Raw genomic sequence first — 17745 nt, 5'->3', positions numbered from 1 at the left:
CGAGGCAGCATGCTCCCCGACTGGGTCACCCAGAAATGCCCCGAGATCTCCGCGGTCCATCGCGACGCGGCGATCGCGCGTCAGGCGCAACTGACGAAGCCGACCGGCGCGCTCGGCCGGCTCGAGCAGCTCGCGATCGAGCTCGCGGGCTTGCAGGCCACCGAGCAGCCGCGCGCGGCGCGCGTGCCGATCGTCGTCTTCGCCGGCGACCACGGCATCGTCGCGCAGGGCGTGTCGGCCTATCCGCAAGCGGTGACCATCGCGATGATGGCGAATTTTGCCGCGGGCGGTGCCGCGATCTCGGTGCTGGCGCGCGAGCTCGGCTGCAGCCTGGAAGTGGTCGACGCCGGCACGCTTGCGCAGGAGGAGATGACGGGAATCGTCACCGACAAGTCGCGCCATGGCACGCGCGATTTCAGCGTCGAGGCCGCGCTCACACCTGCGGAACTGGCGTTCGCCTTCGAGGCCGGCCAGCGCGCGGTCGCGCGTGCGGCGGCCAACCCGCCTGATCTCCTGATCTTCGGCGAGATGGGGATCGGCAACACCACCACATCGGCAGCGATTGCCGCGAGCCTGCTCGGTATCAGCGCCGAGGAGATCGCGGGCAGCGGCACCGGCGTCGATGCCGCCGGCCGGGCGCACAAGGCGCGGGTGATCGACGCGGCGATCGCGCATCATGGCGTTGCAGGCGTTTCGCCCGAAAAAATCCTGTGCGCCGTCGGCGGTCTCGAAATCGCGGCGATCTCGGGCGCGATCATCGCGGCCGCGCAGCGCCGCATTCCCGTATTGATCGACGGCTTCATCGTGTCGGTCGCAGCGCTCGCGGCGGTGCGGCTGAATCCGTCGTGCCAGCCGTTCCTGCTGCCGTCGCATCAATCGGCCGAGCAGGGGCACCGGCTGGTGCTGCGCGCGCTGAACGTGCAGCCGCTGATCAGCCTCGATCTCAGGCTCGGCGAGGGATCGGGCGCCGCCATCGCGCTGCCCTTGGTGCGCAGCGCCTGCGCACTTCACAACGGCATGGCGACCTTTGCCGAAGCCAATGTGCCGGACAGGCCTAGCTGACCCGCTGATTGACCGAGACGACACGCCATCCGGTCGCGAGGCGATCGATCCGGGTCAGCGACAGCGGATCGATCACGAAGCGCAAGGCGGCTTGCGGCGTGAGATCCAGCGCGATGCAGAGCGCGGCGCGGATGGTGCCGGAGTGCACGACGAGCGTGGCCGGTCCGGCTCCGATCCGCGACAGGCCGAGCCGGACACGCGTGACTTGATCCGCAAAGCTTTCGCCGCCCGGTGGCCGCCCGCCGGCCGGATCATTCCAAAACTGGGCGTAAGTCTCGCCGCCGGTCGCAGCGAGCGCGTCGTGCCGATGGCCGGTCCAGTCGCCGAAATCCTGCTCGCGGAATTCGCTGACCAGCTCCGGTTCGAGCCCCAGCGCGCGCGCCGTCTCGACCGTGCGCCGCGACGGGCTGGCATAGCTTGCGGCATTCCGCGGCAGATGGCGCTGCAGCGCCTCCAATTGCGCGCGATCGCCGAGGTCGGCCGGTGCGTCGGCGGCGTGGATGGTGCCTTTGATGCCGTCGACCGGCGCATGCCGGATCAGCCAGAGGAAGGTCTCGCCTTCCATGCTCATCTCCAAGGAAGTTGGTCGCTGTGGCAATAACAGCGCATGGGATACATTGACTCCGTCGCGATGGTAATCCTAGATGCTCGCGACGGTTTCCCCGAGGGGGGATGAAAAGGGAATACGGTGCGGGGAAATTGTCCCCAATGCCGTGGCTGCCCCCGCAACTGTAAGCGGCGAATCTTGCATCACGAGCCACTGGGCATCTCGGTCCCGGGAAGGCGACGCAAGGTACTGACCCGCGAGCCAGGAGACCTGCCGCCAGCCGTGGTCACACGCGAAGATGTCGGTCGGGGAGTACAGACATTCGGCTTCATCGGACGGCTGCAAGGCCCAAGGTGAGACCTCGTTCGCTGTGACGTGCCACTGACGTCATACCGAGGTTTTGTGCCGTGTCTTCCATCCGCATCCTACGACCGCGTCGCTTCCTGATCGCCTCCGCAGCGCTCACGTTGGCAGTGGCCGATCTGCCCGCCGCGATGGCGCAGCAGGCTCGCGAACGGTTGCCGGCGGTCGAAATCTCGCCGGCCCAATCTCGCAAGCAGGCGAAGCCTGCTGGCCGGGAGGGGCAAAGCGCCCTCCGCGCGTCGTCGCGCAGATCCGCTGTGACGGCAGCGCCAAAGCCTTCGGTGCCGGGCGATGGCGTACAGACGCAGGCGGCGACACCGCTCAACAGCAATGCGGTGGCCGAAAGCGCCTCGCGGCTCGGCCTGACGGTGCGCGAGACGCCCGCGACCGTCGAGGTGATCTCGGCCGAGACCATGCGCGAGCAGGGCTATCGCACCGTGTCCGAGGTGGCGCAGGGCGCGGTCGGCGTCACCTCCGGGGATGCGCCGGGGGAGCCGGCGGGCTTCTCGATGCGCGGCTTCACCAACAGCCAGATCAACACGCTCTACAACGGCATCAAGATCGGCCCGCAGAACATGACCTCGCGGATCATGGACACCGCCAATCTGGAAGCCGTGGAGTTCTTGAAGGGACCGGCGTCCCTGATGTCGGGCGAGGGCGCCGCCGGCGGTGCGATCAATTTCGTTACCAAGCAGCCGCATACCGGACCGATCCGGAACGAGGCTGACTTCTCCTGGGATTCGCTGAACTCGTTCCGCGCGCATTACGGCTCGGGCGGCAGCACCAACGTGCAAGGCCTCGACTACCGCTTCGACATCAGCCGTTCCTCGCTCAACGGTTTTGTCGACGACACCAATACCAAGATGCTGGATGTGTCGGGTCAGCTCAACTACCGCATCTCCGACAGCCTCAAGATCTGGGGCGCGATCGAATATCGCGAGGATCGCGGCAAGGCCTATTGGGGCGCACCGCTTGTGCCGGTCGCCTTCAGCGGCTCGCATGCGACGAGCGGGATCGTCTCCGGCAATTACGTCTCGAACTACAACAAGACCAACCTCGGCGCCGTCACCATCGACGACCGCACCTTCAACACCAATTACAACGTTCTCGACAATCGCAACGTGGCGCAGGAAGTGTGGCTCCGCGGTGGCTTCGAGCTGAAGCTGGCGCCTGACCTCATGCTGAAGAGCCAAGCCTATGGCTACGGCGCCGAGCGCACGTGGTTCAACAATGAGGTTGAGGCGTTCAATTCCGGAACGAACCTGGTCGATCGCGAGCGCTTTTACGTCGCCCATAGGCAGCGTCTCGTCGGCAATGTCACAGACCTGATCTGGGACACAGACATCGCCGGCTTCGACAACCGGTTGGTCACGACGTTGTCTTCGAGCTATCTCGATTTCGTCAGGCCGGGCGCCGCCAATTTCCCCGGCGATTCCGTGTCCCTCGTCGATCCCAACCGCGGCTTCTACGGCACGCTCACGACCAAGCAGCAGACCGCCCGGATCGACAACGAGGCGCTGTCGTTCGAGGACCGGCTGAAGCTGACGCGAACCTTCTCGTTGATCGGCGGCCTGCGTGTCGAGCATATCGGGCTCGACCGCAATTCGACCGACGCGGCAGGGGTTGTGAACGCGGGTTTCCCTTACACCAAGGACTGGGCGCCGGTGACGGGACGCATCGGCTACACCTGGGAGGCCGTGCCGGGCCTGACCTTCTTCAGTCAATACGCCACCGGCGCGGACGTCTCGGCCAACAACATCTTCCTGCTTGGTCCGACCCAGCCGCTGGATCTCACCACCGCGCGCACCTACGAGACCGGCGTCAAGCACCTGTTCTGGGACAACAGGGCGGAATGGTCGTTCTCGGCCTACGACATCCTGCGCAAGAACGTCTATGCCGCCGCCGGCGGGCAGGCGCTCAATATCGCCGGGCGGCAGGAGTCCAAGGGCGTCGAGCTTGCCGCCTCGGTGCGTCCGATCGATCCGCTGCGGCTGTGGGGCAACATCGCCTATGTCGATGCGCGCTATGCCGATTACGACTTCGTCGGCGGATCGTTCTCCGGCAACACGCCGCCGAACGTACCGCGCATCGTCTCCAATGCCGGCGCATCGTATCGGTTCTTCACGCCCTGGCCGGTGGAGCTCGGAATCACCGGCCGCCACGTCGGCGACCGCTACAACACCGACGCCAACACGGTGACGATGAAGGCCTACACCGTCGCCGACGTCTACGCCTTCGTCGACATTCCCAAGACCGTGTTTGGTGCGGTCGACCAGGCCCGCCTGACCTTCCGCGTCCGCAACATCACCGACAAGCGCTACGCGATCTGGGGCGATCCGTTCTATCCCGACCAGATCCTGCTCGGCGCGCCGCGCACCTATGAACTCTCGGCGGCGTTCAAATGGTAGGGCGCTGACCGCATGATGGCCGCGATCGTCCTGCTGCATCGCTGGCTCGGGATCGCGTTCTGCCTGCTGTTCGCGATGTGGTTCGCGACGGGAATCGTGATGCACTTCGTTCCGTTTCCGTCGCTGACGGAAGCGGAGCGCTTTGCCGGCCTTGCGCCGCTGGACCGGACGGATGCGCGGATCGCGGTTGCCGATGCCGTCGTCGCGAGCGGAATCACGGACGCCACGCGTGTCAGGCTGATCCGGCGAAGCGATGGGCTCGCTTATGTCATTACGGGACCATCGCGCCTGCGCGCCGTGCGCGGCTCCGACGGGAGCGACGCAGAAGTGGTGTCCTCCGATGTGGCGCTCGCCATCGGGCGGGATCACGCCCGCAACCGCGGGCTCGATGCCGCGCACGCAACGTTGCTCGCGAAAGCGGATTACGATCAGTGGACCGTGCCGAACGGCTTCGATCGTCACCGGCCGTTGTTTCGCATCGCCCTCGGCGATGCCGCGGGAACGGAGCTCTATGTCTCCTCGCGCACCGGCGAGGTCGTCCTGGATACGACGCGAAATGAGCGCGGCTGGAATTGGGCCGGCAGCGTGCTGCACTGGATCTATCCGACGGTGCTGAGACGCAACTGGGCGCTGTGGGACGGCGTCGTCTGGACATTGTCGTTGCTGGCCCTGATCGCAGCCGTGCTGGGTGCGGCGCTCGGAATCGCGCAGATCAGGACGAGGAATGGCCGCCCCGCAACGCCTTATCGCGGGTGGCACGCATGGCATCACGTCCTTGGCCTTGCCGTGACGCTCTTCGTGCTCAGCTGGATCTTCAGCGGCTGGCTCTCGATGGACCATGGCCGGCTGTTCTCGCGCGGACAGCTGACGGGCTCGGAAGCTGGAGTCGCAGCCGCTGTGCCCGGCTGGACGGAGGCACTGTCGCTGGAGCGGACGCCGCTGACGTCATCGGTCTGGGAAGCCGAATGGTTCGGCTTCGATGGCGAGGTCTATCGTCGCGATCGGCTCGCGCTGGCTTCGCAGAAATTGATCAGGACCAAAGATACATCCGATGCGCGACAAGCCGGTGTCCTGAGCGCGGGCGAGGTTCGGGGCTTGACGTCCCGCCTTGCCAAAGATTGCGGCATCCCAGGCGTTTTGGCCGGCAATGATGATTATCCCGCGCGATCCGCTGTACCAAGTGCGCCGGTCTACCGGGCGCATTGCGGCGAGCTCTGGTTCGATATCGACGGCGCCGACGGCAATGTGCTGCAAAGGCTGGATGCCTCGCGGCGCGCCTATCGCTGGTTCTACGCCGCGCTGCATACGCTGGATTTTCCGATCCTCATGGCGCATCCGCTTCTGCGCGATATCCTGATCGTCGGGCTCTGTGCGCTCGGATTCGTGTTTTCCATGACCGGCGTCGTCATCGGCTGGCGGCGCCTGCGGCTTTCTCTGACGGTCTGACTTCAGGCGAACCAGCCGGCCCGAATGGCGGTGAGATCCCGCTGGCGAAGGTCCGGTTAGTGGCATACCATTTGCACGCCAATGGGTTCTGGTTTCACCTGCCCTTGGCCAATGATGGCCGGCATCACGGCATTACTGGGAGGACGTCATGGATCGCAGGACCGTATTGAAGGGACTTGCCGGCGCGGGCGGTCTGGCATTGACCGGCCTCTCGGCCCCGGCGATCGCGCAAGGCGCATCAGCCCGTACCCTCCGCTTCGTGCCGCAGGCCAATCTCGCCAATTTCGATCCGATCTGGGGCACGCAATATGTCGTGCGCAATGCCGCGGCGCTGGTCTGGGACACGCTTTACGGCATCGACGCGCAGCTGCAGCCGCAGCGCCAGATGATCGAGTCCGAGGAGACCTCGGACGACGGCAAGACCTGGACGTTCCGCTTGCGCCCCGGTCTCAAGTTCCACGATGGCGAGCCGGTGCTGGCCAAGGACGCCGTTGCCAGCCTGTCACGCTGGGCTGCGCGCGATCCGATGGGGCTGATGATCATCGCCATCCAGCAGGAACTGACGGCCGTCGACGATCGCACCTTCAAATGGGTCTTGAAGCAGCCCTTCCCGAAAATGCTCTATGCGCTCGCCAAGAACAACGCGCCGTGCTCCTTCATCATGCCGGAACGGATCGCCAAGACCGATCCCTTCAAGCAGATCACCGAATATGTCGGCTCGGGTCCAATGAAGTTCGCCAAGAGCGAGTGGGTCCCAGGCGCCAAGTCGGTGTTCGAGAAGTTCACCGATTACGTGCCGCGGCAGGAGAAGGCCTCCTGGCTCGCCGGCGGCAAGCAGATCCTGGTCGATCGCGTGGAATGGATCGTGATGCCGGACCCCGCGACCGCGGCGGCTGCCTTGCAGAACGGCGAGGTCGACTGGTGGGAGAACCCGATCGCCGATCTCGTGCCCGTCCTGAAGAAGAACAAGAACATCAGCGTCGACATCGGCGATCCCCTCGGAAATATCGGCTCGTTCCGCATGAACCATTTGTTCGCGCCGTTCAACGACGTGCGGGCGCGGCGCGCGGTGCTGATGGCGCTCAGCCAGGAAGACTACATGCGCGCGATCGTCGGCGACGACAACGCCTTGTGGAAGCCGCTGCCCGGCTTCTTCACGCCGGATACGCCCGTGTACAACGAGATGGGCGGCGAGATCCTGAAGGGCAAGCGCGACTTCGATGCCGCCAAGAAGCTGCTGGCCGAAAGCGGCTATTCCGGCCAGCCGGTGACGTGTCTCGTCGCGCAGGACCAGCCGATCACCAAGGCGCAGGGCGACGTCACTGCGGATCTGTTGAAGCGGCTCGGCATGAATGTCGACTTCGTCGCGACCGATTGGGGCACGGTCGGCTCTCGCCGTGCAGCGAAGACGCCGCCCGGGCAGGGCGGCTGGAACATGTTCCACAGCTGGCATGCCGGCGCCGACTGCATCACGCCCGCGGCCTACACCGCCATCCGCGCCAACGGCGACAAGGCCTGGTTCGGCTGGCCCAACAGCCCGAACACCGAGAAGGAGATCGCAGGCTGGTTCGACGCCAAGAGTGTCGAGGAAGAGAAGGCGGCGATCGGGCGGGTCAACAAGGCGGCGATCGAGGATGTCGTCTATGCGCCGACCGGCTTCTTCCTGACCTACACGGCGTGGCGCAAGAACGTCTCCGGCATCGCCAAGGGGCCGCTGCCGTTCTTCTGGGGCGTGTCGAAGTCCGCATGATGGTGTGCTGAAGCCAGATGCTCTCCTACATCCTCCGTCGCGTCGTCGCGACCTTGCCGGTGATGGCGATCGTCGCGCTGTTCGTGTTCAGCCTGCTCTACATCGCGCCGGGTGATCCCGCCGTGGTGATCGCGGGCGATCAGGCGAGCCCGGAGGATGTGGAGCGCATCCGCCAGAGCCTCGGCCTCGATCGTCCGTTCCTGGTGCAGTTCGGAAGCTGGGTCTGGCGCATCCTGCACGGCGATCTTGGCACGTCGATCTTCACCAATTTGCCGGTCTCGGCGATGATCGGGCAGCGGCTCGGACCGACGCTGTCGCTGATGATCGTCACGCTGCTGCTCACGATCGTGGTGGCGGTGCCGCTCGGCGTGGTGGCGGCCTGGAAGGCCGGCAGCCTGATCGACCGCGTCATCATGGGCTTTGCCGTGTTCGGCTTCTCGCTGCCCGTCTTCGTGGTCGGCTACATGCTCGCCTACATCTTCGCCCTCGAGCTTGAATGGCTGCCGGTGCAGGGCTACACGCCGCTCAATCAAGGCTTCTGGCCGTGGCTGGAGAATTTGATCCTGCCGGCCATCGCGCTCGGCTGCGTCTACATCGCCCTGGTCGCGCGCATCACCCGCGCGGCCATGCTCGAAGTGCTGCAGCAGGACTATATCCGCACGGCCAAGGCCAAGGGTTTGGGGCAAGGCGGCATCCTGTTCATTCACGCGCTGAAGAACGCGGCGGTGCCGATCGTGACCGTGATCGGCATCGGCATCGCGCTCCTGATCGGCGGTGCGGTGGTGACCGAGAGCGTGTTCGCGATTCCCGGCCTCGGCCGCCTCACGATCGATGCGATCCTGCGCCGCGACTATCCCGTCATCCAGGGCATCGTGCTGCTGTTCAGCTTCGTCTACGTCCTCGTCAATCTGATGATCGACGTCATCTATACGCTCGTTGACCCGAGGATTCGCTATTGACCGATACCACCGTCAATCCGCAATCGCTACCCACCGGCCTCGTCCTCGCGCCGCAATTGCCGGAGATTCTCCGGCCGGTCAGGATACGACGCGGCTTCGTCGGCCTGTTGCGCGGCCACCCCACGGTCGCGATCGGCGGCGCATTGCTGCTGACATTGGTGCTGATCGCGATTTTTGCGCCCTATCTTTGGACGGTCGATCCGACCGCGCTTGCGCCGGCCAAACGCACGCGGGCGCCGTCGGCTGATTTCTGGTTCGGCACCGACGTTCTCGGCCGCGACATCTATTCGCGTGTGCTGTTCGGCGCACGGGTTTCGCTCACGGTCGGCCTGTCGGTGGCGATTTTCGCCTCCGCGGCGGGGCTTGCCATCGGCATGGTCTCGGGCTTCATCCGCTGGGCCGACGGCATCCTGATGCGCTTCATGGATGGGCTGATGTCAATCCCGCCGATCCTGCTCGCCATCGCGTTGATGGCGCTGACGCGCGGCAGCGTCGGCAACGTCATCCTCGCCATCACCGTGGCCGAGATCCCGCGCGTCTCGCGACTCGTCCGCAGCGTGGTGTTGTCGCTCCGCGAGCAGCCCTATGTGGATGCGGCGGTCGCCTGCGGCACGCGCACGCCGATGATCATCCTGCGCCACATCCTGCCCAACACGGTGGCGCCGATGCTGGTGCAGGCGACCTATATCTGCGCCAGCGCCATGATCACCGAGGCGATCCTGTCCTTCATCGGCGCCGGCACGCCGCCGACCATTCCATCCTGGGGCAACATCATGGCCGAGGGCCGCGCGCTGTGGCAGGTCAAGCCCTACATCGTGTTCTTCCCGGCGGCGTTCCTGTCCGTCACGGTGCTTGCGGTAAACCTGCTCGGCGACGGCCTTCGCGATGCGCTCGACCCGCGCATGGCCAAGAGCCTGTGAGGGGCTGACTGCAATGGCCCTGCTCGAAGTCGAAAACCTCCAGACCCATTTCCGCACCCCCGGCGGCATCAACCGCGCCGTGGATGGCGTATCCTTCCACGTCAATGAGGGCGAGACGCTCGCCATCGTCGGTGAATCCGGCTGCGGCAAGTCGGTGACCTCGATGTCGCTGATGCGGCTGATCCCGGAGCCGCCGGGCAGGATCGCAGGCAGCATCCGCTTTGCGGGGAAAGATCTCCTCGAGCTCTCCGACCGCGAGATGCGCGCGATCCGTGGCAACGACATCTCGATGATCTTCCAGGAGCCGATGACGAGCCTCAACCCGGTTCTCACCGTCGGCCGCCAGATCCGCGAGACCTTGATGATCCATCAGGGCCTGGACAAGCAGGCCGCCGAGGCACACGCGATCGAGATGCTGACGCTGGTCGGCATACCCGAGCCGAAGCGCCGCGTGCGCGAATATCCTCACCAGCTCTCCGGCGGCATGCGCCAGCGCGTCATGATCGCCATCGCGCTCGCCTGCAATCCGAAGCTCCTGATTGCGGATGAGCCGACCACCGCGCTCGACGTGACGATCCAGGCGCAGATCCTCAAGCTGATGCTGGATCTCAAGCGCCGGGTCGGCGCGGCCATCATTCTCATCACGCACGACCTTGGCGTCGTCGCCGAGATCGCCGAGCGCGTCATGGTGATGTATGCCGGCCGCAAGGTCGAGGAGGCGCCGGTCGCCGAGTTGTTCCGTTCCCCCCGCCATCCCTACACGCAAGGCTTGCTGGGCGCCGTGCCGCGGCTCGGCTCCTCCCTGACGGGCACGGCACGACGGCTTGCCGAAATCCCCGGCCAGGTGCCCGACCTGCGCAAGCCGATCACCGGCTGCGTCTTCGCCGGCCGCTGCGCGCTCGCGACCGATCTGTGCCGGCAATACGCGCCGGGCCTCGAAGAGAAGGGGCCGCGCCACATCGCCGCCTGTCACTACGCGGCCAAGGGAGCGGTCGCGGCATGAGCCCTCCGTTGCTCCAGGTCAACGACCTCAAGAAGCATTTTCCGGTCAAGGCCCGTCTGTTCAGCCGCAAGCGTGAGTTCGTCTATGCGGTCGACGGCGTCTCCTTCGAGATCGCGCGCGGCGAGACACTGTCGCTGGTCGGCGAGTCCGGCTGCGGCAAGTCGACGGTCGGCCGCGCCATCCTGCGGCTGTTCGACATCACCGCGGGGCAAGTCATTCTCGACGGCCAGCGCATCGATGACGCCGCACCAAGCACGATACGTCAGATGCGCCGCCGCGTGCAGGTGGTATTCCAGGATCCGTTCTCGAGCCTCAACCCGCGCATGCGGGTGCGCGACATTCTCGCCGAGCCGATCCGCAATTTCGGCCTCGCCAAGTCGGCAGAGGATCTCGAGGTTCGCCTCACGGCGCTGATGGATACCGTGCGCCTGCCGCGCGAGGCGCTCCATCGCAGGCCGCACGAATTCTCCGGCGGACAGCGTCAGCGTATCGGCATCGCGCGGGCGCTCGCGGCGGAGCCGGAACTGATCGTGTGCGACGAGGCGGTCTCGGCGCTCGATGTCTCGGTCAAGGCGCAGATCGTCAATCTCTTGCAGGATCTGCAGAGCGAGTTCGGCCTAGCGCTCTTGTTCATCAGCCACGACCTCGCGATCGTCGAGCACATGACGCACCGCGTCGCGGTGATGTATCTCGGCAAGATCGTCGAGGTGGCTCCGCGCCGCGAGATCTTTGCCGCGCCGAGACACCCCTACACCAAGGCGCTGCTCTCGGCGGTGCCGCTGCCCGAACCGGGCGCCCAGCGCAATCCGATCATCCTGAAGGGCGACGTCCCCAGCCCGATCAATCCGCCGAAGGGCTGCCGCTTCCACACCCGCTGCCCGTTCGTTTTCGACCGCTGCCGGACCGAGGAGCCGGTGCTGCGCGCGGCCGGAGCCGAGCAGTGGGTGGCCTGTCATCTCGAAGACGGTGCCGCCGCAACGGGCAGCTGAGGACTGGGATTTTCGTCGGAAATTCGTCAACAAAAACAACCCCATTCTACTGTGCATGGGGTTGTTTTCGCGTTTTCGATTTGGCCGGCCTCAACCCTGCCGGCGCAGGAAGCCGGTGATGGTGACCTTTTCCCAGATCCCGGCCGCGGCAAAGGGATCGGCGCGGTTGAAAGCCTCGACCTCGCTGCGGCCGGGCGCCTCGATCAGGAACAGGCTGCCGATCATCGTCTGGCCATCGTCGGAGACGAGCGGCCCCGACACCACGATCTTGACCCCGAAGCGCGAAGTATCGCTCAGGAACGCCTTGTGGGCATCGTAATTGGCGAGCCGGGTCGGCAGCGCGCCGGCGCGGTCGACGGCGTGAATGGCGAACAGCATGGTGTCTCCGTGTCTTGCTTCAGTGTTGGGACGGCCGCCATGGCGGCCGTCCGGACGTGATGGGGAAAGTTACTTCGTGCCGAGCTTGCTGGCGTCCTCGAAGGTCGGGCATGTCCGCTGCTCCAGCGGCACGTCGAACGGCTGGTAATTGTCCTTGGTGATGACGGTCGGCTTCAGCACGATCTCGGCGATGACGGGCTGGTTGCGCAAGGCGCGGATCGCCATCATGGTGCCGAGGCAGCCTTGCGCAAATCCGTTGTAGTCGCCGCTCGCGAGCAGCTTGCCTGACTTGATCGCGTCGATCGCTTCCTTGGTGCCGTTGATGCCGATCACCTGCGCCTTGCGATTGGCGCCGTCGAGCGCCTCGATCGCGCCGACCGCCATGGCGTCGTTGGCGGCGAGCACGCCGTCGATCTGCGAATTCGACTGCATCAAATTCTCCATGACCTGGAGCGCCTGCAGCCGCTGATAGTTGCCGGGCTGCGAGGCCAGCAGCTTGGCGCCGGGCGCCTCCTTCAGCGCGTCGTTGAAGCCGCGGACGCGGTCGACATTGGTCAGCGAGCCCTTGACACCCTCGATGATGACTATGTTGCCCTTGCCGCCGAGTGTCTTCAGCAGGAAGCGTGCGGTCTCGAGGCCCAGGCTGTAATCGTCGGCGCCGATGAAGGACAGGAACTTGCCGCCCGCGGAGCGGTCGGTGATGTTGACGACGGGGATCTTGGCCTCGTTGATCTTCTCGACACCAGGCACCATGGCCTTGTAGTCGACCGGCGTGAACACGATCGCGCTCGGCTTCTTCACCACGACGTCTTCGATCTGGCTGAGTTGTTCGGGGATCGAGTCCGGCTTGGTCGGGATGTATTGCAGCGTCTTCGCATTCAGCGTCTTCGCCATGTTGTCGGCGCCGACCCGCACCGTCTGGAAGAACGGGTTGGTCTGGTTCTTGGTGAAGACGGCGATGGTCTCGCCGTCGGCCCGCGCTTGCGTGGTGAATGCCGCCGCCATCAGCAGCGGCAGCGTCAGATAGCCCAGTGTCCGTTTCATGTTGCCTCCATCCCTCGTTTTGCTTGTTGGAACTCTAAGAACTCATTGCGCGCGGCGGCGCGTCTTCATGTCGAGCCAGACCGCGAGAATGACGATGATGCCGGTGACGAGCGGCTGCCAATTGGCGCTGACCGAGAGCAGGTTCATGCCGTTCAGCACCAAGGTCAGGATCAGTGCGCCGATGAAGGTACCGAACACGGTGCCGACGCCGCCGAACAGCGAGGTGCCGCCGATCAGCACCGCCGCGATGGCGGGCAGGGTCAGGCTTTCGCCGATGTCGGCTTCGGCCGAATTGAGCCGCGACAGGAAGATGATCGAGGCGAGCCCGGCCATGATGCCTGAGACCGTGTAGACCAGCAGCAGGCGCCGCGCGACCGGAATGCCGGAGAGGCGGGCCGCGACCGGATTGGCGCCGATCGCATAGATCTCCTGGCCCCAGATCGTGCGTTGCGCGAAGAACGTTCCGATCCCAAGGAACACCAGCAGCAGATAGACCGGGATCGGCAGGCCGAACAGATAGCCGCTGCCGATCTGGCGGAAGCCCGCGGGGAAACCGTGCAGCGTTTCGCCCGCCATGTACCAGTAGGTGAGCCCGTTCAGCACCCAGAGCATGCCATAGGTGGCGATGAAGGAGGGGATGCGCAGCGCGGTGACCATGACGCCGTTGAGGAGGCCGACGATGCCGCCGCAGGCGAGCCCGGTGAGGATGCCGAGCGCCGGCGAGCCGGTCTTGTGGATCACGGTGCCGGCGATGCAGGCCGACAGTGCGACATTGGCGCCGACGGACAGATCGAGGCCGGCGGTCAGCACCACCAGTGTCAGGCCTGAGGCGATGAAGAAGGTCAGGCTCGCCTGCCGGAGCACGTTGAGGATGTTGCCGAGGCTCAGGAAGGAATCGCTGAGCACGGCGAGCACCGCGCAGATCAGCAGCGCCGCGAGCAGGCGGTAGAACACCTGGATCGCGTCTTGCGACAGGAAGGAGCGCGGCGGCATGATCGTCTCTTTGGTGATGTCCGTCATGCCCGGCTCCTGAGACCATCGAGGAACAGCGCGACGATGACGAGCACGCCGACGCTGGCGACCTGCACCGAGGATGGCAGCGAGATCAGGTTCAGCCCGTTGCGCAATACGCCGACGGAGAGGACGCCGAGCAGGGTGCCGAGCAGCCAGCCATTGCCGCGCTCGAAGGAGGTGCCGCCGACGGCGACCGCCGCGATGGCATCGAATTCGAGGCCGAGGCCTGCGGTCGGGTGACCGGAATTCATCCGCGCGGTCATCAACAGGCCGGCGATGCCGGCCATGGCGCCGCCGATCGCATAGACCGCGATCAGCAGCTTGTTCGGCGACAGGCCGGCATAGCGCAGCGCCTCGCGGTTGCCGCCGAGCGCGAAAATGTAGGTGCCGAAGCGGGTGTGATAGAGCAAGCCGTGGAACGCCGCGTAGGTCACCAGCGCCATGACGATCGGCACGGGAATGCCGAGCAGCGTCGCCGAATAGATGTCTCGCACGCTGTGGGGAATGCCGACCACGCTCTGGCCGTCGCTGACGATCAGCGACAGACCTTGCGCCATGCCGAGCGTGCCCAGCGTCGCGACGAAGGGCGGAATGCCAAGGATCGCCACCAGCCAGCCATTGGCGACACCGAAGGCTGCGCCGACGAGGAGGCCGGCGCCGAGGCCCAGCAGCATCGACTTGGTCGCGAGCGACACGATGGCGACGCACAGCGAGGTCAGCGTCAGCACCGCGCCCATCGACAGGTCCAGCCCCTCGGTCATGATGATCAGCGTCATCGGCAAAGCGAGCATGGTGAGGATTGTCGATTGCACCAGCACGTTGGAGAGGTTGGCGACCGACAGGAAGCCGGGTGCGATCGCGCCGAACAGGGCGATGAGCAGCACCAGCACGATGGCAACGCCGGGAATGCGCTGCAGTGGATTGGGCTGTGAGACGACCGCGGCTTCACGCATGATGCATCCCCAGGCGCACGATGTTTTCCTCCGTGAGTTCGTTGCGCGTCAGATGCCCGGCGATGCGGCCCTCGCGCATCACATAGGCGCGGTCGCAGACATGGCAGATCTCGACCTGCTCGGACGAGATCATCAGCGCCGCCGCGCCGTCGGCCACAAGACGGTCGATCAGCGCAAAGATCTCCGACTTGGCGCCGATGTCGATGCCGCGCGTCGGCTCGTCGAAGATGAAGAGCTTTGAGCCGGCCGCCAGCCATTTTCCGATCACGACCTTCTGCTGGTTGCCGCCGGAGAGTAGCCCGACGGTCTGCCGCGCGCTCGGCGTTGCGATGCGCAGCTGCCGGATCAGGCCGTCGGCGGTGCGTTGCGCGCCGCGCTGGTCGAACAGGCCGCTCGGAAACAGTTTGCGCAGCGCAGACACCACGAGATTGTCGCTGACAGAACGCAACAGCGCGAGGCCTTCGCTCTTGCGGCTCTCCGGAATCAGCGCGATGCCGCGGCGGGCTGCCAGATCAGGCTCGCCGGAAATCGCCTTGCCGTCGAAGATGATCTCGCCTGACGTGACGGGATCGGCGCCGAAGATGGCGCGCGCGACCTCGCTGCGGCCGGAGCCGACGAGGCCGCACAGGCCGACGATCTCGCCCCGGCGCACCTCGATGTTGATGTCGGAGATGCCGGTGGGCGAAGTCAGGCCTTTGACCTCCAGCAGCAGCTCGCCCGGCTTGTCGGCAAAGTGCCGGGGATAGGTCATGTCGACGTTACGGCCGACCATCATGCGCACGAGCTGGTCCGGCGTGACGTCGGCGGGCCTGACGCCGTCGATGCGGCGGCCGTCGCGCAGCACCGTGATGCGGTCGCCGAGCGCGAACACTTCGGCCATGCGATGCGAGATGTAGACGATGGACACGCCGTCGGCCTTGAGCCGTGCGATCAAAGCGAACAAGAGCTCTGTCTCGCGGTCGGACAGCGCCGCGGTCGGCTCATCCATGACGAGGATCCGCGCGTTTTGGCTGATCGCCTTGGCGATCTCGACCATCTGCTGCTGCGCGACGCCGAGCTTGTCGACGGTGGTGGAGGGATCGATGTCGAAGCCGATCGTGTCGAGCACGCGCCTGGCGTCGGCCAGGATCCTGCGGCGGTCGATGGTGCCGGGGATACGGCCCTTCGGCTCGCGCCCAAGGAAGATGTTCTGGGCGATGTCCAGATAGGGGACCAGCGAGAATTCCTGGAAGATCACGGCAATGCCGAGCTTCTGCGCATCCGCGGTCGAGGAGATCACGACCTTTTCGCCGTTGTAATAGAACTCGCCGGCATCGGCACGATAGGCGCCACACAGCACCTTCATCAGGCTCGACTTGCCGGCGCCGTTTTCGCCGAGCAGCATGTGGACTTCGCCGGGATACACTGCAAAGGACACGTCATCCAGCGCCTTGACGCCGGGAAACTCCTTGCTGATACCGCGCAGCTCCAAGAGCGGCGTGGGGGAGGTGACCTCGATCGGAAGCGCGTCGCTCATATGTTGGCTCCGCTCGCAAAGATCTTTCCGGGATTCATCAGCCCGTTCGGATCGAGCGCCCGCTTGATCGATCGCATCACGTCCACGGCCTCGCCGAGTTCGTCCGTGAGATAGTCGATCTTGCCGAGCCCGATGCCGTGCTCGCCGGTGCAGGTGCCGTCCATGGATATGGCGCGGGCGACCATGCGGGCCTGCAGCGCCTTGGCGCCTTCGGCTTCCTCCGCCCTGGCCGGGTCGATCAGGATCAGCATGTGGAAATTGCCGTCGCCGACATGGCCGACGATCGGCGCGGTGAAGCCGTGCTCGTCTGCGTCCCGCCGCGTCTCGGTCAGGCATTCCGCCAGCCTCGAGATCGGCACGCAGACATCGGTGATCACGGCGCGCGCGCCAGGCCGCAGGCCCAGGCCCGCATAAAGCGTGTTGTCGCGCGCGTGCCAGAGCCGGCTGCGGTCTTCCGGTGCCTTGGCCCAGGCAAAGCCATGGCCGCCGTGGTCGGCGGCGATCGCCTGTGCGGCTTCGGCCTGCTCGGCAACGGAGCTCTCGGAGCCATGGAATTCGAAGAACAGGGTCGGTGCCTCGCGATAGCCGAGCTTGGCGTAGGCGTTGATGCCGCGCATCATGACGTCGTCGAGCAGCTCGATGCGTGCCACGGGGATCGCGGACTGGATCACGGAGATCGCGGTATCCACGGCGTTGTGCAGGCTGTCGAAGCTGCAGACAGCCGCCGAGATCGCCTGCGGCACCGGATGCACCTTCAGCGTGATCTCGGTGATGACGCCGAGCGTGCCTTCCGCGCCGACGAACATGCGGGTCAAATCGTAGCCCGCGGCTGATTTCCGCGCGCGCCTGGCGGTGCGGATGATGCGGCCGTCGGCCAGCACCACCTCCAGCGCGATGACATTGTCCTTCATGGTGCCGTAACGCACTGCCATGGTCCCGGAGGCGCGCGTCGAGGTCATGCCGCCGATCGAGGCGTCGGCGCCGGGATCGATCGGGAAGAACAGGCCGGTATTGCGCAGCTCCGCATTGAGCTGCTTGCGGGTGATGCCGGGCTGCACCACGACATCCATGTCGCTGTCGTGCACGGCCAGCACCTTGTTCATGCGCGCGAAGTCGAAGCAGACGCCGCCCACGACTGCGGCCGCATTGCCTTCGAGCGAGGTGCCTGCGCCGAACGGCACGATCGGCATATTCGCACCAGCGCACAGCTTGACGATCTCGGCGACCTCCTGCGTCGTCTCGGGAAAGACGACGATGTCGGGCGGCAGGCTCCGGTAATGCGACTCGCTCTGCCCGTGCTGATCGAGCACGCCGCGCGCAACGCTCGCGCGCGGGCCGATCAGGCCGGTGAGGCGATCGGCCAATATGCTCGTGCTGACCCGCGGTCCCATCC

Annotated in this window: 15 protein-coding genes and 1 riboswitch; of the genes, 8 read left to right on the top strand and 7 right to left on the bottom strand. The window is 65.6% G+C overall.

Annotated elements, in window-relative coordinates; all coding sequences use genetic code 11:
* The first annotated feature begins 9 nt into the window (after positions 1–9).
* On the top strand, positions 10–1062 hold the full coding sequence (gene cobT, locus RPS27_RS33825; protein WP_212066949.1) for a nicotinate-nucleotide--dimethylbenzimidazole phosphoribosyltransferase: 1053 nt from the start codon (positions 10–12) through the stop codon (positions 1060–1062).
* On the opposite strand, the gene RPS27_RS33820 is transcribed toward cobT, so the two are convergent.
* Positions 1055–1627, bottom strand: coding sequence for a histidine phosphatase family protein (locus tag RPS27_RS33820; protein ID WP_313754972.1), 573 nt, complete (start codon positions 1625–1627; stop codon positions 1055–1057). The two genes, cobT and RPS27_RS33820, sit on opposite strands and share 8 nt — an antisense overlap.
* A gap of 72 nt (positions 1628–1699) precedes the next feature.
* Positions 1700–1902: riboswitch (cobalamin riboswitch) on the top strand.
* 114 nt (positions 1903–2016) lie between these two features.
* On the opposite strand from RPS27_RS33820, the gene RPS27_RS33815 reads away from it, so the two are divergent.
* The 7 genes from RPS27_RS33815 (at position 2017) to RPS27_RS33785 (ending at position 11447) form a co-directional block, all read left to right on the top strand.
* Positions 2017–4380 (top strand): TonB-dependent siderophore receptor, encoded by a 2364-nt coding sequence (locus RPS27_RS33815; RefSeq protein WP_212066940.1) that lies wholly within the window; start codon positions 2017–2019, stop codon positions 4378–4380.
* Positions 4381–4392: 12 nt separating this feature from the next.
* The gene (locus RPS27_RS33810; protein WP_212066938.1) at positions 4393–5826 is read left to right on the top strand and encodes a PepSY domain-containing protein; all 1434 of its coding nucleotides are present in this window, start codon (positions 4393–4395) and stop codon (positions 5824–5826) included.
* Between the two features lie 148 nt (positions 5827–5974).
* Positions 5975–7576, top strand: coding sequence for an ABC transporter substrate-binding protein (locus RPS27_RS33805; RefSeq protein ID WP_194407325.1), 1602 nt, complete (start codon positions 5975–5977; stop codon positions 7574–7576).
* 17 nt (positions 7577–7593) lie between these two features.
* Positions 7594–8535: an ABC transporter permease gene (locus RPS27_RS33800; RefSeq protein ID WP_194407326.1), complete on the top strand. Its 942-nt coding sequence runs from the start codon at positions 7594–7596 to the stop codon at positions 8533–8535.
* Positions 8532–9455 (top strand): ABC transporter permease, encoded by a 924-nt coding sequence (locus tag RPS27_RS33795; protein ID WP_211418257.1) that lies wholly within the window; start codon positions 8532–8534, stop codon positions 9453–9455. The genes RPS27_RS33800 and RPS27_RS33795 overlap by 4 nt, the downstream gene beginning before the upstream one ends.
* Positions 9456–9468: 13 nt before the next feature.
* Positions 9469–10458, top strand: coding sequence for an ABC transporter ATP-binding protein (locus RPS27_RS33790; RefSeq protein WP_211418256.1), 990 nt, complete (start codon positions 9469–9471; stop codon positions 10456–10458).
* Positions 10455–11447 carry an ABC transporter ATP-binding protein gene (locus RPS27_RS33785; RefSeq protein ID WP_212066936.1) on the top strand — a complete coding sequence of 331 codons (993 nt, stop codon included), beginning with the start codon at positions 10455–10457 and terminating at the stop codon, positions 11445–11447. Before RPS27_RS33790 ends, RPS27_RS33785 begins: the two co-directional genes overlap by 4 nt.
* A 90-nt stretch (positions 11448–11537) precedes the next feature.
* Here the strand turns inward: RPS27_RS33785 and RPS27_RS33780 are convergent, their stop codons facing one another.
* The 6 genes from RPS27_RS33780 to RPS27_RS33755 form a co-directional block, all read right to left on the bottom strand.
* Entirely contained in the window at positions 11538–11825 is a 288-nt protein-coding gene (locus tag RPS27_RS33780; protein ID WP_212066934.1) for a YciI family protein, read from the bottom strand.
* Between the two features lie 69 nt (positions 11826–11894).
* Positions 11895–12869: a sugar ABC transporter substrate-binding protein gene (locus RPS27_RS33775; protein WP_212066932.1), complete on the bottom strand. Its 975-nt coding sequence runs from the start codon at positions 12867–12869 to the stop codon at positions 11895–11897.
* Between the two features lie 42 nt (positions 12870–12911).
* Positions 12912–13889, bottom strand: a complete 978-nt coding sequence (locus tag RPS27_RS33770) for an ABC transporter permease (protein ID WP_194407332.1) — start codon at positions 13887–13889, stop codon at positions 12912–12914.
* Entirely contained in the window at positions 13886–14836 is a 951-nt protein-coding gene (locus tag RPS27_RS33765; protein WP_211418254.1) for an ABC transporter permease, read from the bottom strand. Before RPS27_RS33765 ends, RPS27_RS33770 begins: the two co-directional genes overlap by 4 nt.
* On the bottom strand, positions 14829–16352 hold the full coding sequence (locus RPS27_RS33760; RefSeq protein WP_212066930.1) for a sugar ABC transporter ATP-binding protein: 1524 nt from the start codon (positions 16350–16352) through the stop codon (positions 14829–14831). The genes RPS27_RS33765 and RPS27_RS33760 overlap by 8 nt, the downstream gene beginning before the upstream one ends.
* Positions 16349–17743 (bottom strand): FAD-linked oxidase C-terminal domain-containing protein, encoded by a 1395-nt coding sequence (locus RPS27_RS33755; protein WP_212066928.1) that lies wholly within the window; start codon positions 17741–17743, stop codon positions 16349–16351. The genes RPS27_RS33760 and RPS27_RS33755 overlap by 4 nt, the downstream gene beginning before the upstream one ends.
* Between the last annotated feature and the right edge of the window lie 2 nt (positions 17744–17745).

The sequence above is a fragment of the Bradyrhizobium sp. WYCCWR 12699 genome, from assembly GCF_032144035.1.
In the GTDB taxonomy this organism is placed as follows: domain Bacteria; phylum Pseudomonadota; class Alphaproteobacteria; order Rhizobiales; family Xanthobacteraceae; genus Bradyrhizobium.
Note: the sequence above shows the minus strand (reverse complement) of the source record. Positions and strands in the feature narration are given on the sequence as shown.

Bases quoted from the DNA above. Each gene is read 5' to 3' on its own strand.
- RPS27_RS33785 (WP_212066936.1), top strand. From the start codon at position 10,455: ATGAGCCCTCCGTTGCTCCAGGTCAACGACCTCAAGAAGCATTTTCCG.
- RPS27_RS33800 (WP_194407326.1), top strand. From the start codon at position 7,594: ATGCTCTCCTACATCCTCCGTCGCGTCGTCGCGACCTTGCCGGTGATG.
- RPS27_RS33820 (WP_313754972.1), bottom strand. From the start codon at position 1,627: ATGGAAGGCGAGACCTTCCTCTGGCTGATCCGGCATGCGCCGGTCGAC.
- RPS27_RS33810 (WP_212066938.1), top strand. From the start codon at position 4,393: ATGATGGCCGCGATCGTCCTGCTGCATCGCTGGCTCGGGATCGCGTTC.
- cobT (WP_212066949.1), top strand. From the start codon at position 10: ATGCTCCCCGACTGGGTCACCCAGAAATGCCCCGAGATCTCCGCGGTC.
- RPS27_RS33775 (WP_212066932.1), bottom strand. From the start codon at position 12,869: ATGAAACGGACACTGGGCTATCTGACGCTGCCGCTGCTGATGGCGGCG.
- RPS27_RS33760 (WP_212066930.1), bottom strand. From the start codon at position 16,352: ATGAGCGACGCGCTTCCGATCGAGGTCACCTCCCCCACGCCGCTCTTG.
- RPS27_RS33755 (WP_212066928.1), bottom strand. From the start codon at position 17,743: ATGGGACCGCGGGTCAGCACGAGCATATTGGCCGATCGCCTCACCGGC.
- RPS27_RS33780 (WP_212066934.1), bottom strand. From the start codon at position 11,825: ATGCTGTTCGCCATTCACGCCGTCGACCGCGCCGGCGCGCTGCCGACC.
- RPS27_RS33805 (WP_194407325.1), top strand. From the start codon at position 5,975: ATGGATCGCAGGACCGTATTGAAGGGACTTGCCGGCGCGGGCGGTCTG.
- RPS27_RS33770 (WP_194407332.1), bottom strand. From the start codon at position 13,889: ATGACGGACATCACCAAAGAGACGATCATGCCGCCGCGCTCCTTCCTG.
- RPS27_RS33790 (WP_211418256.1), top strand. From the start codon at position 9,469: ATGGCCCTGCTCGAAGTCGAAAACCTCCAGACCCATTTCCGCACCCCC.
- RPS27_RS33765 (WP_211418254.1), bottom strand. From the start codon at position 14,836: ATGCGTGAAGCCGCGGTCGTCTCACAGCCCAATCCACTGCAGCGCATT.